General features: G+C 59.6%; 21 protein-coding genes and 1 tRNA gene. 4 read left to right on the top strand and 18 right to left on the bottom strand.

The window, feature by feature from the left end; all coding sequences use genetic code 11:
* Positions 1–5: 5 nt before the first annotated feature.
* From ACQZ5F_RS05980 to ACQZ5F_RS05915, 14 genes are all read right to left on the bottom strand, one after another.
* Positions 6–662, bottom strand: coding sequence for a TetR/AcrR family transcriptional regulator (locus tag ACQZ5F_RS05980; protein ID WP_225339844.1), 657 nt, complete (start codon positions 660–662; stop codon positions 6–8).
* A 94-nt stretch (positions 663–756) separates the two neighbouring features.
* Positions 757–1,536 carry an amidohydrolase gene (locus tag ACQZ5F_RS05975; RefSeq protein WP_046800165.1) on the bottom strand — a complete coding sequence of 260 codons (780 nt, stop codon included), beginning with the start codon at positions 1,534–1,536 and terminating at the stop codon, positions 757–759.
* Positions 1,537–1,560: 24 nt separating this feature from the next.
* The gene (locus tag ACQZ5F_RS05970) at positions 1,561–2,328 is read right to left on the bottom strand and encodes a 4'-phosphopantetheinyl transferase family protein (protein ID WP_225339843.1); all 768 of its coding nucleotides are present in this window, start codon (positions 2,326–2,328) and stop codon (positions 1,561–1,563) included.
* Positions 2,325–5,444: an efflux RND transporter permease subunit gene (locus tag ACQZ5F_RS05965; protein ID WP_225339842.1), complete on the bottom strand. Its 3,120-nt coding sequence runs from the start codon at positions 5,442–5,444 to the stop codon at positions 2,325–2,327. Before ACQZ5F_RS05965 ends, ACQZ5F_RS05970 begins: the two co-directional genes overlap by 4 nt.
* Complete coding sequence (locus ACQZ5F_RS05960; protein WP_225339841.1) at positions 5,444–6,691, bottom strand: efflux RND transporter periplasmic adaptor subunit; 1,248 nt, start codon at positions 6,689–6,691, stop codon at positions 5,444–5,446. The genes ACQZ5F_RS05965 and ACQZ5F_RS05960 overlap by 1 nt, the downstream gene beginning before the upstream one ends.
* A gap of 59 nt (positions 6,692–6,750) precedes the next feature.
* A complete protein-coding gene (locus tag ACQZ5F_RS05955) occupies positions 6,751–8,052 on the bottom strand; it encodes an MFS transporter (protein ID WP_448731068.1) in 1,302 nt (433 codons plus the stop codon).
* A gap of 457 nt (positions 8,053–8,509) precedes the next feature.
* Positions 8,510–10,291 carry a chloride channel protein gene (locus ACQZ5F_RS05950; protein WP_080842149.1) on the bottom strand — a complete coding sequence of 594 codons (1,782 nt, stop codon included), beginning with the start codon at positions 10,289–10,291 and terminating at the stop codon, positions 8,510–8,512.
* 100 nt (positions 10,292–10,391) lie between these two features.
* Entirely contained in the window at positions 10,392–11,216 is an 825-nt protein-coding gene (locus tag ACQZ5F_RS05945) for an MBL fold metallo-hydrolase (protein ID WP_225339839.1), read from the bottom strand.
* 1 nt (position 11,217) lies between these two features.
* Positions 11,218–12,000 (bottom strand): TatD family hydrolase, encoded by a 783-nt coding sequence (locus ACQZ5F_RS05940; protein WP_046800159.1) that lies wholly within the window; start codon positions 11,998–12,000, stop codon positions 11,218–11,220.
* A gap of 11 nt (positions 12,001–12,011) precedes the next feature.
* Positions 12,012–13,562, bottom strand: a complete 1,551-nt coding sequence (metG, locus tag ACQZ5F_RS05935) for a methionine--tRNA ligase (RefSeq protein WP_225339838.1) — start codon at positions 13,560–13,562, stop codon at positions 12,012–12,014.
* 104 nt (positions 13,563–13,666) lie between these two features.
* Positions 13,667–14,692 (bottom strand): DNA polymerase III subunit delta', encoded by a 1,026-nt coding sequence (locus tag ACQZ5F_RS05930; protein ID WP_052818440.1) that lies wholly within the window; start codon positions 14,690–14,692, stop codon positions 13,667–13,669.
* Positions 14,685–15,359 carry a dTMP kinase gene (gene tmk / locus ACQZ5F_RS05925; RefSeq protein ID WP_046800156.1) on the bottom strand — a complete coding sequence of 225 codons (675 nt, stop codon included), beginning with the start codon at positions 15,357–15,359 and terminating at the stop codon, positions 14,685–14,687. The genes ACQZ5F_RS05930 and tmk overlap by 8 nt, the downstream gene beginning before the upstream one ends.
* 137 nt (positions 15,360–15,496) lie before the next feature.
* Positions 15,497–16,663, bottom strand: a complete 1,167-nt coding sequence (locus ACQZ5F_RS05920; RefSeq protein ID WP_225339837.1) for a D-alanyl-D-alanine carboxypeptidase family protein — start codon at positions 16,661–16,663, stop codon at positions 15,497–15,499.
* Between the two features lie 72 nt (positions 16,664–16,735).
* Positions 16,736–17,824: a septal ring lytic transglycosylase RlpA family protein gene (locus ACQZ5F_RS05915; protein ID WP_225339836.1), complete on the bottom strand. Its 1,089-nt coding sequence runs from the start codon at positions 17,822–17,824 to the stop codon at positions 16,736–16,738.
* A gap of 318 nt (positions 17,825–18,142) precedes the next feature.
* Between ACQZ5F_RS05915 and ACQZ5F_RS05910 the strand changes: the two genes are divergently transcribed.
* Positions 18,143–18,487, top strand: coding sequence for a hypothetical protein (locus tag ACQZ5F_RS05910; protein WP_225339835.1), 345 nt, complete (start codon positions 18,143–18,145; stop codon positions 18,485–18,487).
* A gap of 134 nt (positions 18,488–18,621) precedes the next feature.
* Here ACQZ5F_RS05910 and ACQZ5F_RS05905 read toward each other — a convergent pair.
* From ACQZ5F_RS05905 to ACQZ5F_RS05890, 4 genes are all read right to left on the bottom strand, one after another.
* Positions 18,622–18,711 (bottom strand) — tRNA-Ser (locus ACQZ5F_RS05905).
* Positions 18,712–18,812: 101 nt separating this feature from the next.
* Entirely contained in the window at positions 18,813–18,965 is a 153-nt protein-coding gene (locus ACQZ5F_RS05900; protein WP_175414464.1) for a hypothetical protein, read from the bottom strand.
* A gap of 355 nt (positions 18,966–19,320) precedes the next feature.
* The gene (locus tag ACQZ5F_RS05895) at positions 19,321–19,548 is read right to left on the bottom strand and encodes a hypothetical protein (protein ID WP_225339834.1); all 228 of its coding nucleotides are present in this window, start codon (positions 19,546–19,548) and stop codon (positions 19,321–19,323) included.
* 14 nt (positions 19,549–19,562) lie between these two features.
* Entirely contained in the window at positions 19,563–19,826 is a 264-nt protein-coding gene (locus ACQZ5F_RS05890) for a hypothetical protein (protein ID WP_046800151.1), read from the bottom strand.
* 137 nt (positions 19,827–19,963) lie between these two features.
* Between ACQZ5F_RS05890 and ACQZ5F_RS05885 the strand changes: the two genes are divergently transcribed.
* The 3 genes from ACQZ5F_RS05885 (at position 19,964) to ACQZ5F_RS05875 (ending at position 22,641) form a co-directional block, all read left to right on the top strand.
* The gene (locus tag ACQZ5F_RS05885) at positions 19,964–20,683 is read left to right on the top strand and encodes a hypothetical protein (RefSeq protein WP_225339833.1); all 720 of its coding nucleotides are present in this window, start codon (positions 19,964–19,966) and stop codon (positions 20,681–20,683) included.
* A 139-nt stretch (positions 20,684–20,822) separates the two neighbouring features.
* Positions 20,823–22,298, top strand: a complete 1,476-nt coding sequence (locus ACQZ5F_RS05880; protein WP_225339832.1) for an SPOR domain-containing protein — start codon at positions 20,823–20,825, stop codon at positions 22,296–22,298.
* Positions 22,299–22,380: 82 nt separating this feature from the next.
* Positions 22,381–22,641, top strand: a complete 261-nt coding sequence (locus ACQZ5F_RS05875; protein WP_046800148.1) for a hypothetical protein — start codon at positions 22,381–22,383, stop codon at positions 22,639–22,641.
* Positions 22,642–22,659 lie beyond the last annotated feature (18 nt).

The following is a 22,659-nucleotide window of genomic DNA, read 5'->3' as shown; positions in this document are numbered from 1 at the left end:
GCCTATCAACCAGCCGTTGCCGGCGTCGGATTTTGCCCGGTCTCAGCCATTTCACCGGCAGATTGTCTCGCAGCCAGAAAGCGGCCGATAATCAGATGCATCATGTCGGCCTCCTCAAGTGGCCGGAAATCGGGATCGACCGCCAGACGTGAGAAAACTCCGTCTATCAGCGCCGCGATCCAGGTCGCAGCACGCTCGGCGTCGAGATTGGCGTCGATCTGGCCGCGTTCCATTCCCTTGCGCAAAAGATCAGTGATCCCCGCCCGGATTTCCTGATCGGCGGTCCTGACAAGCGCATGAATAGCCGGGTTGCGGATCGCCTCTGACGCGATCTCCAGCACCAGCCGTGCATAGGTAGGATCGGTGGCAAGTTCCAGCGATGCATCGACAAAGCCCAGAACAGCACCGAACTGATCGTCCGCCGCGCCGAGTTCGGCGAAATAAACGGCGGTTTCCCGCCGCTCCTCGGCAACGATCGTTTCAATGATCGCTTCCTTGCTGGAGAAATAATGGAAGAGATTGCCGGAGCTCATGCCGACCGCCGCGCAGATCTGCGCAGTGGTGGTCTGGTGAAACCCGTTTTGCGCAAAGCAGCTGATGGCAGCTTCAAGTATCTGCTGCCGCTTGGCTTCATGCTTTGCCGGATCGAGCTTGCGGGCCATGATTGCTCCCATAAATTAACTGAGCGCTTAGTCCATTAATTATATCGAGGCGGACTGTCAACCCGCCCCGCCCCGACCTCGCGCCGATCACGCCTCAAACGGTCAATTCGAACTGCTCGCATTCACGCAGGAACGGCAATTTCGCCCTTGTATCGTCGAGCATCTGGCGCGAAAGCTGCTGCTGGTGCACGGCAGCATTCACATTGGCGTGAAAACATATCTCTCCCAGCGGATCGATGACCATGCTGTCACCGTCATAAGCAAGCTCGTTGCCATCAATGCCCACGCGGTTCACACCGATGACATAGGCCTGATTTTCAATGGCGCGGGCCGGCAGCAGGCTTTTCCAATGTGAAGCCCGGCGGGCGGGCCAGCTCGCAATATAAAGCGCCACGTCATATTGACCGCGATTGCGCGACCAGACCGGAAATCTGAGATCGAAGCAGACAAAGGGCGCGATGTTCCAGCCCTTCAAATGCACCACCTGCTGCACCTGCCCTGGCGTATAATGCTCGTGCTCCCCGGCATAGGTGAAGAGATGCCGTTTGTCATAATGGATGAGCGCACCGTCCGGACGGGCCCAGAGCAGGCGATTGAAATAACGGCCGTCTTCGGCGATCGCCACGCTGCCGACGATATCCGCGTCGTGCCGACGGGCAGTCTCCCGCAACCATTCCACCGCTGGCCCGTCCATGGGTTCCGCCACTGTCTGCGGGTTCATGCTAAAACCGGTTGTGAACATTTCCGGCAAAACGATCAGATCCGTCTCACCTATATCATCCAGATGGCGGTCGAACTGCTGCAGGTTCTGCTTGGCGTTTTCCCAGGCCAGATCCGCCTGCACCAGCGTTATGCGAAGATCACTGTCACTCATGAATGTCTCCTTGAAAACACGATTTTAACGACAAACAAGCCAGGTGCGGACGAAACTCCCGGTCACCGAAAAACGGATAAGGAAACGTCTGCCGGCCGGAAGCGAGCGATGCAGTGGACGTGTCAGTTCCAGCCGCAATTCGTTTCGATCCGGCCTCTCGAAAAGACGCGCCGCACGAAAATCGAAGTGACGTCCAACCACCGGATAAAGCGCTTTGAACAGCGTCTCCTTGGCGGAAAACACCAGAAAAGGCAGCACGCAACCGTCGCATTGTTCCCGGTCGGCAATCAGCTCTCGCTCCAGCGTGTCGAGGGCACGCTTCAGAATGATCTCGATAACCGCGCCAGGTTCTATTTTCTCGATGTCGACGCCGACCATCGCCTCACTGTCCAGCGTCGCCATGCTGACGCATATGCCGTGGGAATGGCTGATGGAACCGGAGATGCCCGGCGGCCACACAGGCTCGCGCTTGTTGCCGATGCCGATCGGAACGGAAGGCCTGCCGAGAAGCTTCAGCGCCGCCTGCCCCAGAAAACGCCCAGCGAGAAACTCCGCCTGCCGTTTGGGAACAGCGTCGGCAAGCAGCGCAGGCATTACTACCTCCAGCCTGTCGAACAACCCCGGCCGATAGCAGGGCAGATGATATTGCGCTTCGAGCGCAACGACGTTTTTCGAGCCGGTATCGAGAAAAACCGGGCCTGACAGAAAACCCTCCGAACGGGAAATGGCAGCGGCAATATCGTCTCGCATGACGGGTGCGCTGGTGCCTGAAATCTGGTGGCCGGGCATCATCCGTGCCCCCGCAACGTTTCGCTCCCGCCAGTCATCAGCTGCTCAGCCCCTGCCCGGTCAGCAGCCGTGACGGAGGTGAGGCGCTGCAGCCTGCGGCCCAGCCAGCCGCGCAGATCGTCCATATAGGTGAAGACAACAGGCACGAAGACCAGGCTCAGCAAGGTGGAGGTGATGAGGCCACCAATGACCGCAATCGCCATGGGCGCGCGAAAACCCGCATCCGCCCCCACCCCCAGCGCCGCCGGCATCATGCCGGCGACCATGGCAAGCGTGGTCATGATGATCGGCCGGGCACGTTCAACGCCGGATTCGACCAGCGCCCGATGGCGGTCGAGACCGCTATTTCGCTTCTCGATGGCGAATTCCACCAGCAGGATGGAATTCTTGGTAACGATGCCCATCAGCATCAACAGGCCAATGATGGCTGGCAGGTCAAGCGCGCCGCCATAAAGCATGAGGCCTACGATCGCTCCTCCCACGGAAAGCGGTAAAGCCACGAGAATGGTGATCGGCTGGAGAAAGTCCTTGAAAAGAACGACCAGCACAGCCAGCACCATCAGCAGGCCGAACAGCATGGCCGCGCTAAAACTCTGGAACATCTCGCCGATATATTCCGCATCGCCATATTGCACCTCCCGCACTCCGGCTGGAAGCGACGCCATGGCGGGCAAGGCATGAATGCGCTCCAGCGCCACGCCAAGCGGAATGCCGGCAAGATCGGCGCTGATAGTCACGCGGCGCTGGCGATCAAAGCGGTTGAGCTGTCCGGGCCCTTCCGAAACCGAAAGATCGGCGATGGACATCAGCGGCACGCTGCCATTTGCCACCGACACCCTGAGCATACCGAGCGTATCGAGATTGCTCTGCGCACCCCTGTCGATCATCACGCGGATCGGCACCTGCCGGTCGCCGATGTTGAACTTGGCGGAATTGGCATCCGTATCGCCCGTGGTGGCAATGCGCATGACGGCGGCGATGGACTGCGTGGAAATGCCAAGCCGGGCCGCCTCATCGAAACGTGGCCGGATTTGCAGCTCGGCGCGAGGCAGGGGTTCGATGGTCTGCACATTGGCGATGCCGGTAAGGTCGCGCATTCCCGTTTCGACGGCAAGCGCCGCAGCCGCGAGCTTCTCCGGCGCATCACCGACGAGAATGATGGAAATGTCGCGCGCCGCATTTTCGTTCTGGAATGCAAAGCGAATATTCGGCGTGCGGGCAATGAGGCTTGCGGCTGCCAGTTCGAACTGGCGTTGTGAAAGCGTCCGCTCGGACGAAGGCACCAGATTGACCAGCAACGAGGCACGGGCCACATCCGGCCCGTCATCAGTACGCCCGACGGAGGCGAAGATGCTTTTGACCTCCGGCATCTGCCGGAGCGCCGTCGTTACCGACTGCACGGCATCGTCGGTATCGCGCAACGTCGATTCCGGCGGCAGTTCGATCTGGACTCGCGACAGGCCGCGGTCGTCGCTCGGCAGGAATCCCGATGGCAGGAGTGGAACGAGAAGGAACGAACCCACCAGCACCAGAACGCCAATTCCGCAGGTTTTCAGCCGGTGGCGCAGCGCCAGCTCGAGAAGCGCGACATAAGCCCGGCCCAGGCGTGATTTCGGCGCTCCATGCTCCGCCGCTTTCATCGCCTTCGGCGCCAGAAGATAGGCGGCCATCAGCGGGGTGACGAGACGCGCAACGAGCATGCTGGCAAGGACGGCGACCGAAACGGTAAGCCCGAACTGCTTGAAATATTGCCCGATCACCCCGCCAATGAAGCTGACCGGCAGAAACACCGCAACAATCGTGGCGGTAATTGCCAGAACCGCAAAACCGATCTGGTCCGCCGCATCGATCGACGCCTGAAATGGCCGCTTGCCCATATGCAGGTGGCGGTCGATATTTTCCACCTCAACGATGGCGTCATCAACGAGAATGCCGATCACCAGCGTCAGCGCCAGAAGGGTGATGCTGTTGAGGGTAAAATCAAGCCACAGCATCGCCGCAAACGTAGGCAGGATCGATAACGGCATGGCAACGGCGGCGATCAGCGTCGCACGCCAGTCGCGCAGGAAGAAAAACACCACCACGACCGTCAGCACCGCGCCCTCGATCAGTGTTTCCATGGCGATTTCATAGCTCGCCCGTGTATAATCGACCGTGGAAAGCACCCGATCGATCTCCACGCCCGGATAGGTGTCGGTCAGCCGGTCTATAGTGGCGTCCACACCATTCTCGACGGCGGTGTCGCTCGAACCCTTGGACCGGAACACCGAAAAGCCAACCACCGGTTCACCATCAAGACGCGACAACTCGCGCGGTTCGGCCGATCCGTCCGTGACCTTGCCAAGCGTGGCGAGCGTCGTCCATTGGCCGTTGGGAAGACTGATCGGACGTTCCGCAAGCTCGCCGGCGGTAATCGCACCGCCGACCGCGCGGATCGACTGTTCCTTTTCATTGAGCCGGCTTCTGCCACCCGGCACATTGGTGTTGAACGCCTGAACCTGATTGTTGATATCCTCGGCGGTAATGCCGAAGGCAATGAGCTGGTCGGGGTCAAGCTGCACCGTGATTTCGCGGCTGACACCACCAAGCCTTTGCACGCGCTGCACGCCCTTGGTCGTCAAGAGTTCCCGCGCAATCGTCTCGTCGACGAACCATGAAAGGTCGACGGGCGACATCTGCGGCGCGCGAACGGCGAAATAGAGGATCGCCCCACCCTCGACATCGAGGCTGGCAATGATCGGCTCCTCGATGTCCCGCGGCATTTCGGTGCGGATTTGCAAGACTGCCTGACGCACATCATTGGTGGCGCGGGCGGTGTCGATGCCGAGCTGGAACTCCACCGTCGTGGTCGACAGGCCGTCACCGATGGTCGACTGGATGTGCCGGATGCCGGCAAGGCCTGAAATCGCGCCTTCTACCCGCCGGGTCACCTGTGTTTCCAGTTCGGCTGGCGCAGCACCGGCCTGGGCGATGGACACAGTGACAACAGGAAAATCGACACGGGGATTGGCGTTGACCGGCAACTTCAAAAAGGACTGGATGCCGACGAGCGTCAACAGCAGGAAGAGCACGAGAGTGGGGATCGGACGGCGGATGGCCCAGGACGAAATGTTGGTCATCAACGATCCTCCCCTTTCTGCGCCATCTCATCCACGCCGACGATCTGGTCGCCGTCACGCAGAAAAGCACTGGCGCTTTCAACGACGCGTTCGGCCGGTTCCAGCCCTTCAAGAATTTCGATGATGCCGTTCTGTGCCAGCCCCAGGCGAACGGTGCGTCGCGCCACCCTGTCATTGTGATCGACCACGACGAGTTGGGCGGTGCCTTCACGGCGCAGCCGCAGGGCCGCCTCCGGCACGGCGACACGGAACCGGCGCTCACCAAGATCGACCTTGCCACGCGCAAATGCGCCAGCGCGCAGATCTGCAGACGGAGGAACGGCGATCCGCACGATACCGAGGCGGCTCTGGGTGTTGACCGCCGGTTCGACGACACGGATGGTGCCCTGAATGGGCCGGCTCACGCCATTGACGGTGATCGTCACGGACTGGCCTGCCTGCAGCGACGGCAGCACCCGTTCCGGCGCTTCGGCCAGAAACTCTAGTTCTCCATCCTGCAACAGACGAAACAACGGTTCGGTGCTATCGGGCATCGCGCCGATGCGGGCGTGGCGCTGGGTAATGACGCCGGGTTGGGGGGACAGGATTTCGGTGCGTTCCAGTTCAAGACGGTTCTGGGTAAGCTGCGCCTGCGTGCCCGCAAGTTCCGCCCGCGCGCCCTCGATTTTCGCCGCCGCCATCGCCGCCGCCGCGCGCCGCTGGCCAAGCTGCTCCTTGCTGACGCTGGAACCGGAAAGCCCCTCGGCGCGACGCAGATTTTCGCTTGCCTCGATCTCGGCGGCCTCCGCTTCCGCAAGCGCAGCACGCGATCGGGCGACATTGGCCTCCGTCTGCTGGACCTGTGCGGCGAGCGTCTTGCTCTCCAGCCGCGCCAGCAGCTGCCCGGCGGCGACGGTATCGCCGACATCAACAGAAACCTCGACTATGCGTTGACCGGTCACGGCCGTACCGATCGAAATATCATTACGTGCAGCGAGAAGACCGGCAACATCCTGGCTGGCGTTGAAATCATAGGAGGCTGCCGCAACGACGGACACATGCGGCAACACTTTGGCGGCCTGCGCATTCTGCGCCGCTGCCGGTGTTTCTTCGCCAGACAGCATAAGCCACACAGCGACACCGACAAAAGCGACAGCAACAGCCACCCACCAGAACAGTCTGGTGGCAGAACCCCGTCTGCGTTTTTCGGCAGATGTGGGCTCGGTATATCCCGCGGAATTTTCAGCGATGGAGCTCGGTTCAGTCATGATGGAAGGGGTCCGGATGGGAAGTTGAATGAGATGGGAGGATTGCGACGGCTCTCCGGTCATGGCGGCGATTTGCCGAGCATCCGTGCCGCCTGGCTGAGGAGCACCCAGAGCACCAGCCAACAGAGGGTCGCAGTCAGCCCCCACAGGAACAATGCGGGACCGACAGCCTCCATGCCGAAACCGGCAATCAGCACGGCAAGCGGTGTCGCCATCATGGCAATTGCCGCGGTCGTCCCAAGCACACTCCCTCGGATCGAGGCCGGTGCGCGTTTCAGGAACATCGTATTGGCGAGGGGACCAAGCGCCCCGGTCGACAGGCCGATCAAGGCAGCCGCAAAAAATAAATATGGACCGGTCTCAATGAAGGCTATCAGGCCGATCGCAAGCGTAGCGCCGGATATGCCCGCCAGAAGCACAAAGCGTCCGTTCCAGGCATGGCCCCATATGGCAAAGGTGACAGCCGAAAAGGCCGCCCCTGCCCCGGAAACCGCGAGGAACAGCCCAAGGTCGAGAACATCCGCCCCGCTTGCCTTGAACAGGACCGGCAGAACAACGGCGTTGAGCGCCCCGAAAACCGCCAGCATCACCATGGCGACGACAAGCATGAGACGCAGCAGCGGTTCGGTCAGCAGGAAGCGCAGGCCCGCCAGTGCCACACCGCCCTTGTCCCGATCCGTGATCCTGCGACGATGGCGCGGCAGGCAGATCGCGCCGATGATGGCGGCAAGCAGCGAGCAGCCGGCCGTGATCAGCAAGGCATATTCAATGCCGAAAGCCGCGATTGCGATGCCGGCGACCGGTGGACCGAAGATCAGCGCAGTGTTTTCCAGCAATTCATCAATGGACGTCACCCGCTCGATCGGCATGCGCGCAACACGGGCGAGTTCCGGCACCCTTGCATCGTGGGCGATCATGCCCGGTCCATCGAGAAGAGCACCGATCACGATCAGGCCGATCAGCAGGCCGATAGCCAGTTGTCCGGCCATCATGAGCAACGGAATGGCTGCAACGCTGAATGCGCTGGCAAGATCGGCGGTAACGGCAACGACACGCGAACCGAAACGGTCGACAATCGGCCCGCCGAAAAAAGCGCCGATCACCAGCGGCATCATGCCAGCCGCCGCTGCAAACCCTGTCCATGCGGCATTGCCTGTCAGGGAAAGCACGATCCACGGCAACACGACGCCGGCCACTGCATTGCCGAAAAGCGACAGGCCGCCGGCAAGGATGATGCCATAGAGCGGAATGCGGCTATGCGGCAGACCAAGTCCGCGACGACCGACTTCGGAAGCGGCATCGAGATCGCCATATGCCGCCGCAAGGCGCATCGTCTCGGCAGGGCTGCTGTCTGAAGGCATCACGATCTCCAAATTTCACAGTCCCGGCGCTTCCGGTAATGATGAAGGCGGCAAATGAGTTGGTCGCACGTCTGCTCGAAGGCGCACGACGGTCCACGTCAGCGACCTCGCCTGCCCACTCCCGGGCATTCGATATTTCATTAATTAAGTAGTCAGTCTATTTATTATAGAGAAGTATTTTTTGTCAAGCTGGCTCTGAAAAAATGGGAAAGGCAACGAGAATGCCATACGGCTGACGCGTCCCAGACTTTGGACGACGCATAAATGCAGAGCGTTGAGATGGCTTGAGCGTCAGCGCATCACAGGTACCACACTTGGGTTTGATGCAAGGATTTCGCGTGCAGACACATCAACGAGCCGCGCTCATTCCTTTGCTTGCACATAAATACGTCCGGTAGAAAAAAACTGAGTTAAATATAATTATATCAATTTATAAAGAGAATTTTCTAATCTAACTCTACAACTCTCCTGACGCCTCCCGGCGTCTCAGTTCCAGCTCTTCGCTGTAGCGCCTGAGCGTATGGCTTTCGGTGAGCAGACCAACCGGGCGGTTCTCTATCTTGTCATTAACAACGACCAGCGCTTCGCTTTCCGTGGCATCGAAGGCCGCTGCCGCCTGACGTGCATTCATAGTCGGCAGCAGCACGTCGTTCTTATATTGCAGATAGGTCTCAAGGCTGATCTTGCTCGGATCACGATCCATCGGGTCGGCGTAGATTTCCGGCACGAGGACGATGCCGGCATAACGCCCGTCATCATGGGTCATGATCACCCGCTGCGTCGAACCGAGCGGAAACTTTTCCTTGAAGGCCGGAAGCCCCATGCTGACATTGGCCTTGCGGATATCGGCACGCATCATCTTGCCGACCGTCAGGTCGCGGATCCAGCCAATATCATGGGCGCTGCGAATACTCTCTCCACGCAGGTGAAAACGCCAGGTGGCGAAGGAATAACCGAAGGTCGTGCGCACCACCAGCGAGGTGGTGATGACGGCGGCGAGCACCAGAGCGGTGATCTGGAAGTCACCCGTCAGTTCCAGTGCCAGGAACGTCATCGTCAAAGGGCCACCGATGATGGCGGCGGCAAAGGCGCTCATACCAATCACGGCATAAACGATGGGCGCTGTCGAGCCATAGCCGATATAGGGGGCGCAGAGCGCGAAAACCTTACCCAGAAGCGAACCCATGAACAGCGAGGCGAAAAACAGGCCGCCACGAAAATTGGAACCGATGGAAATGGCGCTGGCCGCCGCTTTCAGCAGGAAGAGCCCGGCCAACCCGTAAATCGTCAGTTCAGCATCGATATTGAGATGCAGCGCGCCATGGCCGCTCGACAGCACCTGCGGTGAAATCAGCGCAAGAGCGCCGACCGCCACGCCGCCAATGGCCGGACGCAGCCAGCCGGGAATGGCGCTTTTGCGGGCCGTCTCCTCGATGAAGGAAACGGTCTGCATCAGCACGATGCCGATCGCCGCGCACACGACACCCAGAAAGATGGCGGGCACGTAATCCGCAGGCGTCACGCGGCTGGCATCGACGATATCGATCGACAGGCCATGGCCGCCGATAATCCCGATAACGGTGGTGGCCACCAGCGCGGAGACGATGAGCGGCGCAAGTGTCACGACGGTATAGGTGCCGATAATGAGTTCGATGGCGTAAAACGCCCCGGTCAGAGGCGCATTGAAGGCCGCCGCAATCGCACCCGCAGCACCACAGCCGACGAGGATGCGCATGTCCCCTCGCCGCAGTTTCAGCTTGATGCCGAGCTTCGAGGCCACGCCGCTGGCGATCTGCGTATAACCCGCCTCAAGCCCGACGGACGCGCCGAAACCGTTTGAGACGATGTTCTGCACGCAGACGATGATGCTGTCCGTCAGCGACAGGCGGCCCCCATGCAGGGCATTGGCCTCGATCGGGTCAACCATCGGTTTCTTGCGGGTCTTTGAAAGAATGAAGATGATCAGGCCAAGCACGATGCCGCCGACGATCGGTCCAGCAAGCACGACGGGGCCTGAGAGGTCGCTGCTGCTCAGCCGCTCGGTACCGAAGACCAGAACATGCAGCGCCGTGCTCAACGCGCCGATCAGCGCCACCAGAAGCCCCGCCGCAATGCCGATGAGAGCCGCAAGAGCCACCAGCCCCAGTTCGCCGCGTCGGAACATCGCCCGCAACCGGCTGGCGCGCAGATTGTCGAAGAAGCTCGCCATACTGGGTGCACGGAAAGGCCGGGTCGACATGCTGTTCCTTCTCAGGCGACGTCAAAGCGCGACGCGCCTGTACTAGTGTTTCAAAGCACGTCCCTGCCCCAAAACCGGAGACCGATTTTGAGAGACATGCTCAGGGCGCCTCGAACTCGACTTCGAAACGCATCTGGTCGTAAGCCGGTTCGACGTGATCAGGCGTTTCACGCATTACCGTCTCATAATCGAGCGGAATATGCATATGGGTCAAGATCGCCCGTTTGGGTGCGAATCTTTCGATCCAGCCAAGCGCCTGTTCCAGCGAAAGATGGCTGGGGTGGTAGCGGTGCTGCAACGCGTCGATGACGAGAATATCGAGGCCGGCAAGCTTGGGCACGCTCTCAGTCGGAAAATCGCTGACATCAGTGCAATAGCCAACGTCGCCGATGCGAAAGCCAAGCGAATGTACATCACCATGCTGCTGCATATGCACGTTGAAAGGTATCGGCCCACCTGCTCCGTTAATAATCACCGGCACGTCGATGTCGGCGATGATCCGCGGTTCGACGATTGGCGGATAACTGCTGCCCGGCGGTGTCTCCAGGCAATAAGCGAAACCGTCCCATATGCGCGCCATGGTAACGGGATCGGCATAGATCGGAATGCGGTTTTGCTGGATGGCGAAATAGATGCGCAGATCATCGATACCATGCAGGTGATCGGCATGGGCATGGGTGTAAAGCACCGCATCGACGGCCTCCACCTTTGCGGCAATCATCTGTTCGCGAAAATCCGGGCCAGTATCGATCACGACGGTGGTCTTGCCACTATCCGGGCCGATCTGCTCCACCATGAAGGCCGTGCGCGTGCGCCGGTTCTTCGGATTTTCGGGATCGCAGGCACCCCAGTCGCCGTTGATGCGCGGCACACCGGGCGAAGACGCGCAGCCGAGAACCGTGAAGCGACGACGGTAGATTGCCACGCTACACCCTTGTCATCTTCGAAAAGCAGCGGAAGGCGTTCTCGGTGGTAATTTCGGCCATGCGCTCGAAAGAAACACCATGCACCTCGGCCAGAACTTCCGCCGTATTGACCACGTAGGAAGGCTCGTTGCGTTTTCCCCGCCAGCGCTTCGGCGCAAGATAGGGCGCATCGGTTTCGACAAGCAGCCGGTCAAGCGGCACGGTGGCGGCGATATCACGGATATCCTGCGATTTCGGGAAGGTGAGAATGCCTGAAAAAGAAACATAACCGCCAAGCTCAACGCCGGTTTTCGCCAGTTCAGGACCAGCGGAGAAGCAATGCAGGATGAAGGGGAATGCCCCCTTTTCGCTTTCCGCGCGCAAAATAGCGGCCATGTCGTCATCGGCGCTGCGGCTGTGAATGACGAGCGGCAGCTTCGTCCGTCTTGCCGCTTCGATATGGCGAATGAGGCCGGTCTTCTGGTCTTCCGGCTTCTGCGTATCGTAGAAATAATCCAGTCCCGCCTCACCAATCGCCACGATCTTGTCGTGGCTTTCCGCCAGCCGCACCAGATCGTCAGCCGATATATCCAGTTCCTCGGCTGCGCTGTTGGGATGTGTGCCGACCGAGCAAAAGACCGACGGATATTTTTCAGCGATCTTCAAAAGCTCGGGCAGACGGCGCACCCGGGTCGAGATCGTCACCATCTGGCTCACGCCGGAGGCATGGGCGCGGGCGATGATATCGTCGCGCTCAGCATCGAAGTCAGGAAAATCCAGATGGCAATGGGTATCGATCAGCATCGGTCTCGCCTTCACGCTTCCGGCGCAACGTAACGCGGGAAGACCGGCTTCGGAGCTTCGAGCGGCGTGCCTGGAACCAGACGACCGGCCTCGCCGAGCGCTGCGAAATCGCGTTTGTCAGCGGCAGCTGCCACGAGATCGAGCAACTTGTCGCAGGATTCCGGCATGAAGGGCTGCAGAAGGATGCCGATCTGGCGCACCACTTCCGCCGTGACGTAGAGCACGGTGCCCATGCGCTCGGGATCAGTCTTCTTCAGCGCCCATGGCTCCTGCGATGCGAAGTAACGGTCGGTCTCCGAAACGACGGCGATGATGGCCGCAAGTGCACGGTGAAGCAGCTGCTTGCCCATCTCCTCGCGGCAGACCGCCAGCAGCCCGTCAGCCGAAGCCAGCATCGCCTTGTCTTCATCGGTGAATTCGCCGGGTGCCGGAATCTGGCCGTCACAATTCTTGACGATCATAGACAGCGAACGGCTGGCGAGATTGCCGATGCCGTTGGCGAGATCGGCATTGATGCGGGTGGCGATGCCCTCTTCGCTGTAGCTGCCGTCCTGGCCGAAGGAAACTTCGCGCAGGAAGAAATACCGCACCTGATCCAGGCCGAAGTGAGCAACCAGATTGGCGGGATCGACGACATTGCCGAGCGACTTCGACATCTTCTCGCCCTTGTTGAGCAGGAAGCCATGCGCATAGACCCGCTTGGGCAACGGCAGCTTCGCGCTCATCAGGAAGGCAGGCCAGTAGACCGCATGGAAGCGGATGATGTCCTTGCCGATGATATGCACGTCGGCGGGCCAATATTTGGCGCGCGGGCCGTTCCTGTCTTCGATGTAACCCGTGGCGGTGATGTAGTTGGTCAAGGCATCGACCCAGACATACATGACATGCTTCGGATCGTTCGGAACCTTGATGCCCCAATCGAAGGTGGTGCGGGAAATCGACAGGTCCTTCAGACCGGATTTGACGAAGGAGATGATCTCGTTGCGCCGCTCCGCCGGGCCGATGAATTCAGGGTTTTCCTCGTAGAGCTTCAGCAGCTTGTCCTGGTATTCGGAGAGCTTGAAGAAGTAGCTTTCCTCCTCCACCCATTCCACCGGTGTGCCCTGCGGCCCATAACGCACGCCGTCGGCGCGTACTTCCGTTTCGTCCTCGCCGTAATAGGCCTCGTCGCGCACGGAATACCAGCCGGCATAGCTGTCCTTGTAGATGTCGCCGCTATCGGCCATCAGGTTCCAGATATTGCGCGAGGTCTCATGGTGGCGCTCTTCCGTGGTGCGGATGAAATCGTCATTCGAGGCGTTGAGCAGCTTGCCCATTGCGCGGAACTGGTCGGAATTGCGCTGCGCCAGCTCTTCCGGCGAAATGCCTTCCGCCCGCGCCGTCTGCTGCATCTTCTGGCCGTGTTCGTCGGTGCCGGTCAGGAAGAACACATCCATTCCATCCAGGCGCTGGAAACGTGCCATGGCGTCCGTCGCAATCAGCTCATAGGCATGGCCGATATGCGGCTTGCCGTTGGGATAGGAGATCGCGGTGGTGATGTAGAATGGTGTCTTGTCTGTCATGACGGTCTATCGACTTTACAGGCTGTTTTTTTGGATAGACCGCTCTTAAACCATTGTTCGCAGCAGCGAAAGCGAAGAGTACGATTTGTACGATCCCCGCGCCTTCAGACGCCGCGAATATCTTCCAGAATGGAAAGCACCATCTGCTTCTTGTCGAGATTATAGGCCTGCGCCACGCTGATCCGCTCCGCAAGCATCGAGGAAAGCCGCGCATGTCTTTCCGCCGCCGCGATGTCGCCCGCCATCGCCGCCGCCCGGGCCCGCTCCATCAGCTCTTCCGTCACATGCTCCATGAAGAAGCCGAGGACGATATCGCCATCCTTCTGCGCCAGAACCTCAGCAAGCTTGTGCATCTTCTTGCGTGCTCCCGGCCCTTCCGCAGACATCACCTCGGCAAATGCCTCGACAATGTCGGAGCCGCCATAATTCGTGAGCTTGAGCGCCTGTGCCACGCTGCCCTTCGAGGCCGCAATCAAGGCGTCACGCTTTTCGCCGGCGGAGCCGATGCCGAGATGATCGAGTGATTGCACCATATCCGCATCTGAAAGCGGTAGCAGACGAAGCGGCATGCAGCGGGAGCGGATGGTCGGCAGCAACTTGCCCGGCGCATGCGACAGGACGAGGAACATCGCCCGCTTCGGCGGCTCCTCCAGTATTTTCAGGATCGCATTCGCGGCATTGCGGTTGAGATCATCAGCCGGATCGATGATGACGATGCGCCAGTTGCCGGTGCCCGAGGTTTGCGAAAAGAAATGCCCTGCCCGCCGCACCTCATCCACGGTGATGGCGGATTTCACGCGGCCGGTTTTTTCATCCACCGGACGCGTCAGATGCAACAGGTTGTGCGATGCCCCGGCCGTGATCTGCCGGCTGACGAGCGACTGCGGATCGGGATCGGCAAGGACATCCGGGGCCGAAGACGGATCTGGGTGGGTGAGGACGTGATTGGCGAAACGGAAGGCGAGCGTCGCCTTGCCTATCCCTTCCGGCCCTTCGATGAGAATGGCATGATGGCCCTTGCCGGAGCGATAGGATTGCGCGAGGAACGCTTCGACTTCCTCATGCCCGAAAAGCTTCGTGTTCTGCTGCGGCGCAATCGCGCCGTCGAGAACGCCCTGAACCTCACTCATGCGCCGCGCCCACTGCCGTCCCCAGTTGCTCGAGCAAGGGCTCGACAAAGGACATCACGTCCTCCGCCACCTTCTCCTCCGGCTGGTCGGCATTGACGATACGGCAGCGACGCGGCTCGGCAAGCGCTATATCGAGATAGGCTTCCCGTCGCTTCTCGTGGGTCTCGATTTCTTCCTTTTCGAACCGGTCGGGCGCAGCCCCCTCATCCGCCCGTTTTCTGGCGCGCGCCAGCCCCTTTTCGGCGGCGATATCGAAGATCAGCGTCAGTTCCGGCACAACGCCATCGATCGCAATGCGTTGCAGCGTCTCGATGAAATCCGGTTCCAGATTGCCGGTCGTGCCCTGATAAACACGGGAGGAATCAAGAAAGCGGTCGCAGAGCACGATCTCGCCACGCGCAAGCGCCGGGCGAATGATCTCTTCGACATGGTCGTTGCGCGCCGCCGCAAACAGGATCGCCTCCATGCGCACACCGAAGGATTCCGCCGCGCCTGACAACAGAACATGCCGAACGGCCTCCGCACCCGGCGAGCCGCCCGGCTCGCGCGTCACGACCACCTCGAAGCCGCGACCACGAAGCGCCTCGGCAAGTGTGCGAATCTGCGTCGACTTGCCGGCACCCTCGCCGCCTTCGAAGCTGATGAACAGTCCAGTCTTTTCGGCCAATGTCACGTCCTGCGAGGAATTCCCGGAAATATTGAAATGCCTGTTTACAGCATCGAACCAAAAAGTGTGAAGCGCTTTTCAGAAAATGAGGTGCCTGAACAAAAGCATAGGAGCAAGGTGGCGCAAGGCGCGGATTTTCAGAGCCAGAACAGCAGCAGTTCCTTCAACGCACCCGCCGCATTCTGGGTCAGCGAGCCCTTGCCGACCGAACCCTTGGTATAAAGCGGCACTTCGCGCAGCAGCCGCTCGCCCGAAAAGACCTTGAGCGTTCCCGCATTGGCGCCAACGTCCAGAGGTGCATTCAACGGCCAGCGATAGACAATCCGTCCGGAAATTCGCTCCGGATTGTTGACCGGCACCAGCACGCTGACATCTTCCTTTGGCGAGAGATCGACATAGGAGGCATCGCCACCATAGACGCTGACCGAACCCACCACTTCATCCTTGCTGAAAAGATGGCGCTTTTCGAAAGCTGTGAGGCCCCAATCGACCACGCGGCGGGCTTCTTCCTGCCGCGTTTTGTCGTCTGTTATGCCCGATAGCGCCAGATAGACCCGCCGTCCCTCCCGCTCTGCCGAAACCACGGCCGCAAAGCCGCTGCCTTCCGCAAAGCCAAGCCCGAGCCCATCTATGCCGTTCCCAAGCAGTGTGTTTTTGTTGCGCTGGAATATCCGGTTCCATTCGAAATCCGGCTTGGTGAAAAGCCCATAGCGATCCGGATAGGTATCATGCAGATGCTGGGCAAGACGCACCATATCCCTGGCGGTCGTCTGGTTGCCCGGATCAGGAAGCCCGGTGGAATTGGCAAACCTGCTGCGGCCCATGCCGAGTTCGCCCGCTCTCACCGTCATGCGCTTGGCAAATGCGGGGTCCGAACCCGCCATGCCTTCGGCGACGATGATGCAGCCGTCATTGGCGTTCTGCACGATGATGCCGGTCAGGAGATCGTTGATACCGACGGAAGATTTCAGCGCCGCGAACATGGTCGAGGTTCGTGACGGCGCGCCGCCCGTGCGCCAGGCATATTCAGAGACGGGATAAGCGGTCTCCGGCGTCACCTGCGCCTTGGAAAGCGCATCCAGCACCACTTCCACCGTCATCAGCTTTGCAAGCGACGCCGGCGGAAACGACTGATCTTCATTTTGCGAAAGAAGCACGGTGCCGGTTTCGGCATCGATCATATAGGCCTGTTCAGCCTTGGCGATGAAGGGCGCAGTCTGCGATTGCGCCGCATCTGCGCTTAAAAATGCAAGCCCGGCCGCGACGACCACCGAACAATAGGAGCGATAAATGGCCTTGCGCATGAAACCGCCCAGTCCTGCCTGCCGAAACCGGCCGCCCGAAACGAAACGGATGCAGCCCTACCCTTCAATCCGTCAGCGCGACTTCGCCTGCTGACGCTTCACATGGGCGAGTATCGATTGCTCGTTGAGCGCGCCACGATCGACCAGCACGCTGTCGAAGGCACGTGCGGTCTGGGAAACCGTAGCAGATTCTTGCGAATAAGCCGCCGCATATTTGGACGATGGTGTCGGCACGCGCAGATAATTGCCGCCGGGCGCCGCCGGCTCACGCATGAAGTTTCCTTCCGGTCGTTCAGCCAGGAACGGACCGATTTCCGGCAGGATCGCAAATTGTTCGAACGCTGGCGCGGGACCATTGACCAGCGGCATGGCCTGCAGGGCCGCATTCTTCCTGGAACCGACCAGCGCCGTCTGCGTCGAACCGCTATAATTCGGATTGGAGGCAGGAGCCGGCACGAAGTTCGGAGAGGCCGAAGCCACCATCACGCCCGTTGCGATCTGCCCTTCCGGCGCAACACCCGGCGAGCGCGAGCCCTTCGGAATATAGGACGCCATCAGATAGGGCATGTCGTGACCGTCAAGCGGGGCACGGCCGGCATATTGCACCCGCACATTCGCCGTACCCGTCGCCTTCATGTCGAGAAGATCGGCCGTCTTGCTGGAAACGTCGATCAGGCGGCCTTCGTGGAAAGGTCCGCGATCGTTGACGCGCACCAGAACCGACGCGCCATTTTCCGTGTTGGTGATGCGCGCATAGCTCGGCAGGGGAAATGTCGGATGTGCGGCAGAAAGATGTTCTTTGTCGTACACCTCACCATTCGCCGTCAGGCGGCCATGGAAGGCGGAACCGTACCAGGAGGCAAGACCGGTCTTGTTATAACCCGGCTCTTCTTTCGGAAAATAACGACGGCCCTTGACGGTATAGGCATTACCGATCAGCTCTCGCCCGCCGCCCTTGGGAATGCTCTTGCCATCGGCAACGCGCGGGCTGGCTTTGACGCCATATTCCGATTCAGAGAAATATTCCTTGCTGCGCTTGGGCTTAGGCTTGGTCTCGGTCGTGGTGGAACACGACGCTGTCGCAGCGCAAAGCACGGAAATTGCAAGCCACTTCGCACCCGATCTGGTGCTGATGCCGAGTTTCTTGACCGTAGAATTCAAATCGTCTGCCCCACGCTGCTATTGGCTCGGAGAACCGCACCCTCACTTGCCTCGATGAATTGCCCCTGCCATCGAAGCACCTAACAGTCGCTTAATCTTGTGCATAACGTGGCGAAAATGCGAACGACTTCTGCAAATTCGATAAAATTGTAATGAACGTGGTTAATGATTTATCTCTTTTGGGCGCTTGAAATCGACTGTTGACGCTCGTCCGCGCCTTCTCCCACATTCGAAATAACGGAACAAAGGCAGTGTGGCCGCGTTTCTTCCCCGCAAACAAACAAGCTTCCGCCGGTTTTTCGGCTGAGGGAGGAAACCATGATCAAGTCAATAAAAGCTACAGGTCTGGCGCTTGGCATCGCCTTGGTATCCATCGCCGCGCCGATCCCGGCAGGAGCGCAGGACATGGAATTAAGGATCGGTCCGGACGGCGTGCGCCCGGTCATCCGCGATCGAGATCGCGACCGAGACGTTGACCGCCGTGGTCCGCCCCGTATGCGCGGCTGCAGCGAACGCGAAGCTCGCGCCGCCGCCCGTGAGGCTGGCCTGCGAGATCCTGAAGTCGTGCGCGTCACCCCCGGCCGCGTCGTCGTTCAAGGCTTCACCCGCCGAGGGTCGGATCGCATCACCTTCGCCAACGAACGGGGTTGCCCCGAAATCTGATCAAATGTGAAATCTGGAGCCCGCCGAAAGGCGGGTTTCGTCGTTGTGGGTAATATCAACGCAGCCCTGACCAAACGACGTGGCCCGGATCGGTAATCGTTCCGCGTTTTTTAAATGGTCATTTTTGAGCTGAATGGCAGATGGGGTGGGATTCGAACCCACGGTACGCTCTCACGCACGCCGGTTTTCAAGACCGGTTCCTTAAACCACTCGGACACCCATCCTTCGGTGGTGAGGCTTTATAGCGGTTTGAAAATGGCCGTCAATCCCGGCAGTCGCAAGCCGTTGCCGTCCGCCCGCCTGCATATATCCGGTCACTGTCCAGTCACTGTCCAGGTGTTGTCGCCGGCGGCAGCAGAGACCCTTCGCCCGCAGGAACCGTGGGAACCTGTTGGGACGAATCAAACAGCGTCAGGCTGAGAACGATTGCGACAAGCACCAGCAAAAGCGCCACGAAGAAGATTCCGGATTTATCCATGCGTCTGCTCATGTCTCTTTATGTTAGGAGCAAATATGTGCAATTCGAGGCAAGGGAAAGAATAGGGCAACTTGCTGTCAAGTTGCCTGACAGATTTAGCGAGTTCATCGCCTCAAATCCTCCTCACTTGAGCAAATTTTATGCGCCGGCGTACTGTTTGGGACGGAAGTGGCCTATCGCGTCAGCAATATTGTCGCTTATATAGTCACATCGCTCCCGGGCATTGCCCAACTTTCCCCGAGCGATCAACCTGCCCCGCCCGTTTGCGGGGCTTTTTTTCTTTAGTGCGCCTCTAAAAAACGTCTGTCTGCGAGGGGCCGGCTTGTGGTCAATATACTATTGGCCGTTTGATTATTCAGACCCCGATGCCGGGGCCGCGATCACCGTGTTGTCCGCCACCCCGAAGAATATCCTCGAACAGGTTCAGCACCGCTGGCGGCAACGTGTCAGACAATTCGGCAAGGATTTCGTTGGCGCGATTATAGGAGTAGATGGCGCAGAGCGTCAGCACCAAAAGCACGATCCACGGCCAGATTGGTTTGCGCCTTGGCGGCGCCCCGTTCGGTTGTTGCGGCATGGTCATCCGGCACCTCCCGTTCAGGCCTTCACGCGCGGTTCGCCTCCGGGCGCATAGGCGGTTTTTTGCAGGAAACGAAATATGTTGCCGCACTGGCCGCAGCGAATCATGAAATCGGTCGGATCACCCGAGGCGCGTTCGGTGCGAAACCCCCGCGGCATTTCATCGACGCGAAAATCGACATCGGCGCGGCTCTTTTCATCTGATTCCGACACTTCGGCAAAACCCTGATGACCACATTTGGAACATTCGAGTTTCCGGGAATATCTGTCGCGCGCTGCCATATGCCGTCCTTTGCTTGCGCCCTATCAGGTAGCAGCGGCAAAACAGCATTTCAATGGCGATCGCCGCAGGTTAAAGCTTTGTCAGCCAATTTCCGGCCCGGAAATCGCCCCCGCGACAAGAACGAATCTGGAAGCCCATGCAGAACGGAACACCCCTGCTTTCCTCGTCGCTGATACGTCGCGCCGCCATCATCGCCGGAATTCTTCTCATTTTAGTCATCGCACTTAATATCGGTGTCAAATGGTATGGCGAACGTATCCTGAAGGCGGGCCACACGACGGCGACCGACGAGGTGCAGGTAACAATCGGCAACGACCGGCTCAATCTCGCGAAAAACACGCTGCGCCTGCCCTCCGGTCGTGAGGGCGGCGAGCAGGAGCGAATCGATCTTTATCTGACCTGGCCCGGCCTCAACGGATATGAGGAAGAGAATCGCGCCATGTTCGACGATCCGGCCCAGGCGACGGGGCTGGTTTATATTCAGCTGTCGCAAAGCACCATGTCACAGGACATGTCCGGCCGTTTCGGGCCGATCTATGCGCGGTTGACGGAAGGAGACCCTGTACCGCTGAAGCACGGATTGTTGCTGCACCGCCTGCGCGCCGATTCCGGTTACGGCAAGGAAGTTATCCTGACCGGACGGCGCGAAAGTGAAGGCGACTACGTTGTGCGCTGCCTTCTGCCGCAAACACCGCAGAAAGCCACGGGCAGCGACTGCCAGAGGGATATCCACGTCGGGCAGGATCTCAGTCTTTTTTACCGTTTCTCCTCCGGCCTGCTGCCGCAATGGCAAAAACTCGACACCGATGTGAAACATTATGTCGAGCAGCGCCTCGCAAAAGACGGAAATCCGTGAAACGACATGGCACAGATTGCGTGCGAAAAGTCGCATTTTATGGAGGGTGGATACCTTTCATAAACCACTTGGTAACGCCATCCCGATAAAGTTTCTCCCCGGAGCTATCGGGCGGGGCGTGTCCGAGCGGAACAGAAATATGCGATTGAAGAGTTCAGCAGTGTTGAAAAATGTATCTGGGGTACATTCGCGCAAAGCGGGTGCGACGTCTTTTGTAAGGTTTCTGGCGATGACCCTTGCTGCGGCGTTCATAACCGCAACATCCGTGGGCACCGCGCAGGCGGAACCGAAATATGCGGGCATCGTCATCGACGCCAAGACCGGCAAGGTTCTCTACGGCGAGGATCCGGACGGTTTGCGTTATCCCGCCTCTCTGACAAAGATGATGACGCTTTATCTGACGTTCGAGGCGCTTAATTCCGGACGCATCTCGCTTGATTCCAAGGTGCCCGTCTCGGCCAATGCCGCCAAGGAGCCGCCATCCAAACTCGGCGTGCGCGCCGGCGGCGCCATCACGGTCGAGCAGGCCATTCTCGCTCTTGTCACTCGCTCTGCCAACGACATGGCGACAGCGCTCGGTGAATATCTCGGCGGCTCGGAAGACCGTTTCGCCAGAATGATGACCGCCAAGGCCCGTGCGCTCGGCATGACCCGCACGACCTACCGCAACGCCAACGGCCTGCCCAACACGGCGCAGATGACGACGGCGCGCGATCAGGCCCGTCTCGGCATCGCCCTTCGCCAGCATTATCCGCAATATTACGGTTACTTCTCCACCCGCACCTTCAATTTTGGCAAGCAGGTTATCGGCAACCATAATCGTCTTGTCGGAACCGTTAAGGGCGTGGATGGCATCAAGACCGGCTATACCCGCGCAGCAGGCAGCAATCTTGCCACTTCGGCGCAAATCGATGGCCGTTCCATCGTTGCCGTCGTTCTCGGCGGTCGCTCCAGCGCCGCCCGTGACGCGACCATGCGTAAGCTTGTCGCGACCTATCTGCCGCAGGCATCGCGTGGCGGCAACAGCAACCTGATCGCCCAGACACGGTCCGCGCCCGTCGAAGAGCCCGTCGCCGTGGCGGCAGCTGTTCCTTCCGTTGCGGTCGCGGCTACCAATGCCGGCCTGCCCAATGCCGGCCCTGTGCCGCAAGCTCGTTATGAAGAAGCACCGGTCACCGCCTTTGCAGGCTCCTCTTCCAATGCCGCCGTCAAGGCCATGGAAGCCGCTACCTGGCAGAAGGGCAAGGATCCGGTTGTTCGCGCGCCGGTCGCTCCTGATCGCAGCATGATCACCAACTCGACCAAGGTGGATAATATCGTCACCGCTTCCGTCGCCCCTGCCCCTTCGGCTATAGCTGCCGCACCTCAGGGTGGCTGGGTGATCCAGATCGGCGCATCGCCGGATGAAAACTCCGCCCGCGGCCTGTTGCAGAACGCGCAGGAAAAAGGTGGTGCGGCCCTGCGTTCCGCAAAACCCTTCACGGTCGCCTTCAGCAAGGACGGCTCCCAGATCTACCGCGCCCGTTTCGGCGGCTTTGATGGCCAGAACGCCGCGGTAAATGCATGCAATGCATTGAAAAAGAAAGGCGTCAGCTGCTGGGCGTCACTCCAGTAACCGATGTTTCCGCAGGCGGTGTTCATTGTCGAAACATCGCCTGTCTCCTCGAATTGTGTAATGTGTAGCGAGGCTTTCCAAGATGGCAGTTAACGAGAATTATTCGGACATTGCGTCTGGCAACGGGCAAAGCAGTCTGTCGGTTCTGCATCCCATTCATGAGGCAGCGATGCGGATCGCCGATCTCGGTCTCAACCGCTCCAAGGCAAAGACGCGCGATCTGGTCAGCCTGCTCCTGTCGCATGGCGCCCGCGCCTGGCGCGCCAACCAGCCGGAAGCAAGCATCCACCTTCACGTGGCCCGCCGTTCCGGACGTGCGCCGATCCATATCCGAATTCGATAACGAACCGAACCAGCCAGA

This window comes from Agrobacterium sp. 22-210-1, from assembly GCF_053522525.1.
Note: the sequence above shows the minus strand (reverse complement) of the source record. Positions and strands in the feature narration are given on the sequence as shown.